Annotated in this window: 6 protein-coding genes; 3 read left to right on the top strand and 3 right to left on the bottom strand. The window is 65.1% G+C overall.

Translation table 11 applies throughout. The features are described 5' to 3' along the window. Both AC1DKV_RS10605 and argF read right to left on the bottom strand, forming a co-directional pair. Window positions 1-793, bottom strand: a 793-nt coding sequence (locus AC1DKV_RS10605) for an argininosuccinate synthase (RefSeq protein WP_477137601.1), incomplete at its 3' end; no start/stop codon positions are given. Between the two features lie 195 nt (window positions 794-988). Further along, a complete protein-coding gene (gene argF, locus AC1DKV_RS10600) occupies window positions 989-1,912 on the bottom strand; it encodes an ornithine carbamoyltransferase (RefSeq protein WP_441618513.1) in 924 nt (307 codons plus the stop codon). A gap of 400 nt (window positions 1,913-2,312) precedes the next feature. On the opposite strand from argF, the gene AC1DKV_RS10595 reads away from it, so the two are divergent. Then, the gene (locus AC1DKV_RS10595; protein ID WP_441618511.1) at window positions 2,313-2,612 is read left to right on the top strand and encodes a DUF3579 domain-containing protein; all 300 of its coding nucleotides are present in this window, start codon (window positions 2,313-2,315) and stop codon (window positions 2,610-2,612) included. Window positions 2,613-2,908: 296 nt separating this feature from the next. Here the strand turns inward: AC1DKV_RS10595 and rpsT are convergent, their stop codons facing one another. Then, window positions 2,909-3,175, bottom strand: coding sequence for a 30S ribosomal protein S20 (gene rpsT, locus AC1DKV_RS10590; protein WP_006157537.1), 267 nt, complete (start codon window positions 3,173-3,175; stop codon window positions 2,909-2,911). Window positions 3,176-3,537: 362 nt separating this feature from the next. Between rpsT and murJ the strand changes: the two genes are divergently transcribed. Then, the gene (gene murJ / locus AC1DKV_RS10585) at window positions 3,538-5,091 is read left to right on the top strand and encodes a murein biosynthesis integral membrane protein MurJ (protein WP_441618509.1); all 1,554 of its coding nucleotides are present in this window, start codon (window positions 3,538-3,540) and stop codon (window positions 5,089-5,091) included. A 151-nt stretch (window positions 5,092-5,242) separates the two neighbouring features. Continuing rightward, window positions 5,243-6,091: a SirB1 family protein gene (locus AC1DKV_RS10580; protein WP_441618507.1), complete on the top strand. Its 849-nt coding sequence runs from the start codon at window positions 5,243-5,245 to the stop codon at window positions 6,089-6,091. Window positions 6,092-6,104 lie beyond the last annotated feature (13 nt).

The following is a 6,104-nucleotide window of genomic DNA, read 5'->3' as shown; positions in this document are numbered from 1 at the left end:
GGTCCAGGCGGCCGATGCCGTGCTTGCCGCCCAGGCGGTTCAGCTCGGTCAGCACTTCGGCCGGGGTCATGCGCTTGCCGTTCAGGCCGACGATGTCGCCGCCCTCAAACTCGACGTCCAGGTATTCGGCCGCGTCCGGTGCGTTCTCCGGCGACACGGTCCAGCGCCACATGTCTTCCTCGGCCTCGGCCTTGGGATCTTCCAGGTGGCGGCCTTCGAAGGAGATATGCAGCAGGTTGGCGTCCATCGAGTACGGCGCGCCGCCCTTCTTGTGCTTCATGTCGATGTCGATGCCGGCCTTTTCAGCGTAGGCCAGCAGCTTTTCGCGCGACAGCAGGTCCCATTCGCGCCACGGGGCGATGACCTTCACGCCCGGCTCGAGGCCGTAATAGCCCAGTTCGAAGCGGACCTGGTCGTTGCCCTTGCCGGTGGCGCCGTGCGACACGGCATCCGCGCCGGTGCTGCGCAGGATCTCGATCTGGCGCTTGGCGATCAGCGGACGCGCGATCGAGGTGCCCAGCAGGTATTCGCCTTCGTAGACCGCGTTGGCGCGGAACATCGGGAAGACGAAGTCGCGCACGAACTCTTCACGCAGGTCGTCGATGAAAATGTTTTCCGGCTTGATGCCGAACTTGAGCGCCTTCTGGCGGGCAGGTTCGAGTTCCTCGCCCTGGCCGATGTCGGCGGTGAAGGTCACGACCTCGCATTGATAGGTGTCTTGCAGCCACTTCAGGATCACCGAAGTGTCCAGCCCGCCGGAGTAGGCAAGCACGACTTTCTTGATATCGCTCATGTTCGACTCGATGCGCAAAGTAAGCGCGGCCGGCATGGTTGCCGGACACGCGAGAGATTGATGCGGAAAACCGCTATTTTGACACGTCCGCCCGGGCTTGGGCGGCACTTGCGGCCCTCAGGCGGCGCGGGGTCGCCGCCCCGGCGTGACCGATGTGCGCCATGCGCTGCGCACGGCGCCTCCGGCCGGCCCTGCTCAGTAACGGCCGCAGAGCAGGTATTCCATCAGGGCCTTCTGCACGTGCAGGCGGTTCTCGGCCTCTTCCCACACCACGCTCTTGGGCCCGTCGATCACCGCCGCTTCGACTTCCTCGCCGCGGTGGGCGGGCAGGCAGTGCATGAACAGCGCGTCGGGGCCGGCGCGGTCCATCATGGCCGTGGTCACCATCCAGTCCTGGAAGGCGCGCTTGCGCACGTCGTTCTCGGCCTCGAAGCCCATGCTGGTCCACACGTCGGTGGTGACCAGGTCCGCGCCCTGGCAGGCGGCCAGCGGATCGGCAAATACCTTGACCAGGTGCGCGGCCGAAGGCGGCACCATGGCCGGGTCGAGCTGGTAGCCCGGCGGCGCCGAGAAATGGAAGGTGAAGCCAAGCCGCTCGGCCGCCTGGATCCAGGTGTAGGCCATGTTGTTGGCGTCGCCGATCCAGGCCACGATCTTGCCGCGGATACTGCCGCGCTGCTCTATATAGGTGAACACATCCGCCAGCACCTGGCAGGGATGGTATTCGTTGGTCAGGCCGTTGATCACCGGCACGCGCGAATGCGCGGCGAAACGCTCGATGATCTCCTGGCCGAAGGTGCGGATCATGATGATGTCGACCATGCGCGAGATCACCTGCGCCGCATCCTCGATCGGCTCGCCGCGCCCGAGCTGGGAATCGCGGGTGTTCAGGAAGACCGCATGGCCACCCAACTGGTGGATGCCGGCCTCGAACGACAGGCGCGTGCGCGTCGAATTCTTCTCGAAGATCATGGACAGCGTGCGGTCGTGCAACGGGTGCCATGTCTCGTAATTCTTGAACTTGGCCTTCAGAATCCGCGCGCGGTCCAGCAGGTACTCATACTCGTCGGGAGTCAGGTCGCTGAACTGGAGGTAATGCTTGATCGAAGTTGGGCTCATAAAACAAAGAAGGCGGCTCGGTTGGGGCACACCGTCATGAAGGATTCATGACCCGAGCATGCCGCGGAGCCGCCTTTCGCGTCGCTTGCGCAATTTAACTGTAAGAATCATAAGGGATTATTTCTGCTTTGGCGAGCCTGCGGCGCGCGGAGGACCGGCGCCGGAGCTTATGCGCCAGTCTTATATAAGATATAATACTGGCTGATTCACGCGGGGCCAGGCATACCCATGCCCCCGCCCGCTGCCGGCATCAAAAGTGCCCCCGCCGACACCGACGCCCCCGCTGCCCCTGGCCGGAAAAGAAACGAACCAAACGTTTCCTGGCCGCGTCAAAAGGGCTTCCGTCTGGTCAAGTCTGGCGGGTTTACCGTCGAGTCACCCGTCTTATCCCCGCAGTCCAATGAAGCCCATCGTTCGCGAATATTTCATCCAAGGCATTACCAAGGAAGGCAAGACCTTCCGTCCAAGCGACTGGGCTGAACGGCTGTGTGGCGTGATGGCGCAATTCCGCCCCGAAGGGGACACCGGGGATCCACGCCTCACCTACTCCCCTTACGTGCGGCCCGTGATGACCAGCAACGTGAAGACCGTGGTGGTGGACGCGCGCCTGCGCGACATCGAACCCAAGGCGCTAGACTTCGTGCTCAACTTCGCGCGCGACAACGACCTGCAACTGGTCGAGGCCTGCTCGCTCGAGTAAGCGGGCGGGGCCGGCCGGTCGCCCCGCAGCGGCGGCACCGGCGTGAACGGCGATGCGCCCGGCGAAGGGATAGCGAAGCGACAAGGAAAGGCGCGGCAACGGCAAAGAGAAGCGGAAAATAAAAAAGCTCGTCGAATGACGAGCTTTTTTATCGTGCGGAATCGCGCAATGCGATTCGCGCTCCCGGCTTGCCACCGGACCGCCGCGCTACGTACCCACCAGAAGGCCGGTATGGAACACGATGGCCGGCGTGGTGCCGGAAGGCGCCTGGCATGCGCCGGGCGCAGCGGCTGCTATCAGGCAGCCATCGACTTGATGGCCGACGACAGGCGCGACTTGTGGCGTGCAGCCTTGTTCTTGTGCACGATCTTCTTGTCGGCGATGGCGTCGATGATCGATTGCGAGTTCTTGAAGATCTCGGCGGCGGCGGCCTTGTCGCCAGCTTCGATCGCCTTGCGGACGGCCTTCACGGCGGTGCGCAGACGCGAGCGCAGGCTGGAGTTGTGAGCGTTTTGGGCGACGGCCTGGCGAGCGCGCTTACGGGCTTGTGCGGAATTTGCCATTTAAGTAGATATCCTGAATTCAGATGCGTGCCCCACGGACAAAACCGCAGACACAATTAAGTGCACATCAAGCGACCCGGGATGCACTGGCACACGAATCCGGAACGCAACTATCCTTGTGAATCGGCAATTATACACAGAAGAAAAAGCAGCTGGCAAGCCGGACCACGTCCGAACACTGGCGGGGTGACGCAAACGGCCGCGGACGGGGAGCCGCCGGGCCAAACCGTATAATACGCGCCACACCGGCCCCGCCCCGCGTGGCCCCGATGCAACTTTGGCGCGCGCCCGGCGTCTCAAGCCGGTCCGCCCGGTGGCACGCAGCATGCCACCGCCGCCTCTCCCCTTGCCGCCGACCCATCTTGAACCTGCTCAAAGCGCTCGCCACCATCAGCAGCCTGACGATGCTGTCGCGCATCACCGGCCTCGTGCGCGAGATCCTGATCGCCCGGGCCTTCGGTGCCTCGGACATGACCGACGCCTTCAATGTGGCGTTCCGCATCCCCAACCTGCTGCGGCGCATTTTCGGCGAAGGCGCGTTCTCGCAGGCCTTCGTGCCGATCCTGGGCGAATATCACAGCAAGCGCGGCGAAGGCGAGACCCGCGCCCTGATCGACGCAGTCGCCACGGTGATGACCTGGGTGCTGATGGGCGTGTCGCTGCTCGGCGTGATCGGCGCGCCGCTGGTGATGCTGGTGGTCGCTACCGGCTTCCACCGGCAAGGCGGCGAGACCTACGACGCGGCGGTCTTCATGACCCGGGTGATGTTCCCGTACATCGGCCTGATCTCGCTGGTGGCGCTGGCCTCGGGCATCCTCAATACCTGGCGCCGCTTTGCCATGCCGGCCTTCACGCCGGTGCTGCTCAACCTGTGCCTGATCGTGGCCGCGCTGTTCGTCGGGCCGCACATGGCGCAGCCGATCTACGCGCAGGCGTGGGGCGTGCTGGTGGGCGGCATCCTGCAGCTGGCGGTGCAGGTCCCCGCGCTGCGGCGGCTCGGCGTCATGCCGCGCCTGACCTTCGACCTGCGCGCGGCCTGGTCGGACCCCGGCGTGCGCCGCGTCATGCGGCAGATGGCACCGGCGCTGCTGGCGGTCTCGGTGGCGCAGATCAGCCTGATCATCAATACCAATATCGCCTCGCGCCTGGCCGCGGGCAGCGTGTCCTACCTGACCTACGCCGACCGCCTGATGGAGTTTCCCACCGCGCTGCTGGGCGTGGCGCTGGGGACCATCCTGCTGCCCAGCCTGTCCAAGGCCAGCGCAGACGACAACCGCGCCGAATACTCCGGCCTGCTCGACTGGGGCCTGCGCCTGACCTTCCTGCTGGCCGTGCCGTGCGCGGTGGGGCTGTTCGTGTTCGGCGCGCCGCTGACCGCGGTGCTGTTCAACTACGGCAAGTTCGACGCCCACGCGGTGGAAATGACGCGCCAGGCGCTGGTTTCCTACGGCACGGGCCTGCTCGGACTGATCCTGATCAAGATCCTGGCGCCGGGCTTCTACGCGCGCCAGGATATCCGCACGCCGGTCAAGATCGCCTTGCTGGTGCTGGTGATCACGCAGCTGTCCAACTATGTGTTCGTGCCGCGCTTCGGCCATGCCGGGCTGGCGCTGTCGATCAGCTTCGGCGCCACGGTCAACGCGCTGCTGCTGTTCCTGGGCCTGCGCAAACGCGGTTTCTACACGCCGGCCAAGGGCTGGCTGCTGTTCCTGGCCCAGCTGCTGACTGCGGTCCTGTTGCTGGCCGGCATGCTGCTGTGGTTCGCGCGTACCTTCGACTGGGTGGCCCTGGGTGCCACGCCGCTGTTGCGCATCGCGCTGCTCGCTTCCTGCCTGGTACTTGCAGCGGTCGTCTACTTCGGTACACTGTGGCTCATGGGGCTGAGATACTCCGCATTCAAGCGGAGAGCCGGCTAGGAAGCCCCGCCTGTCTATCGGCCGGATGCAGCGGCGCCGTATGCGTGCGTACGCGCCGCACAGAACCGGGAGACAGCGCGCGGTACAGGGTCAAGGCAGTCGAGGTCGTGCCGGCAGGCATGGCCAACACGCCGTATTCAGGAAAGCCGCAATGACAACCACGAAAGTCCTGGATTACTTCGCCAGCCTCGTGGCAGACGAGCACGGTATCCCACTGACCGAGGCCGTGCTCTCGCTCGCCCAGGATGCCTATCCGGACCTGGACCTGCAGGCCGAGCTGGCCGCCCTGGACGTGCTCGCGGCACGGCTCAAGCGCCGCGTCGCGGAGGGCACGCCGGCCATCCAGCGCCTGCGCCTGCTCAATCATTTCTTCTACCGCGACCTGGGCTTCGGCGCCAACGCGAACGATTACTACGACCCCGACAACTCCTACCTGAACGTGGTGCTCAAGCAGCGCCGCGGCATCCCCATCTCGCTGGCGGTGCTCTATATGGAGCTGGGGCAGCATATCGGCCTGCCACTCAAGGGCGTGTCCTTCCCCAATCATTTCCTGGTGCGGATGTCGATCCCGGCGGGCGAGGTGGTGGTGGACCCGCTCACGGGCGAGACGCTGTCGAAGGAGCAATTGCAGGAGATGCTGGACCCGCATCTCGAACGCGAGGGCATCGCCGATCCCAACGAAGTGCCGCTGGGCCTGTTCCTGCAGGTGGCCAGCCACCGCGAGATCGTGGCGCGCGTGCTGCGCAACCTCAAGTCGATCTATCTGCAGGAGTCGCGCTGGCAGCGCCTGCTGGCGGTGCAGAACCGCCTGGTGATCCTGTTGCCGGGCTCGATCGAGGAGGTGCGCGACCGGGGCCTGGCCTATGCCAACCTGGAGTGTTTCCGCCCGGCGCTGGAAGACCTGGAAGCCTATGTGATAGCGCGCCCCGATGCGGCCGACACGACCCAGATCCGGGACCGCATGCCGGCGCTGCGCATGATGAGCCGCAGCGTGAACTGAGCCAGGCGGGCCG

Source organism: Cupriavidus sp. 05T41, assembly GCF_056396525.1.
Note: the sequence above shows the minus strand (reverse complement) of the source record. Positions and strands in the feature narration are given on the sequence as shown.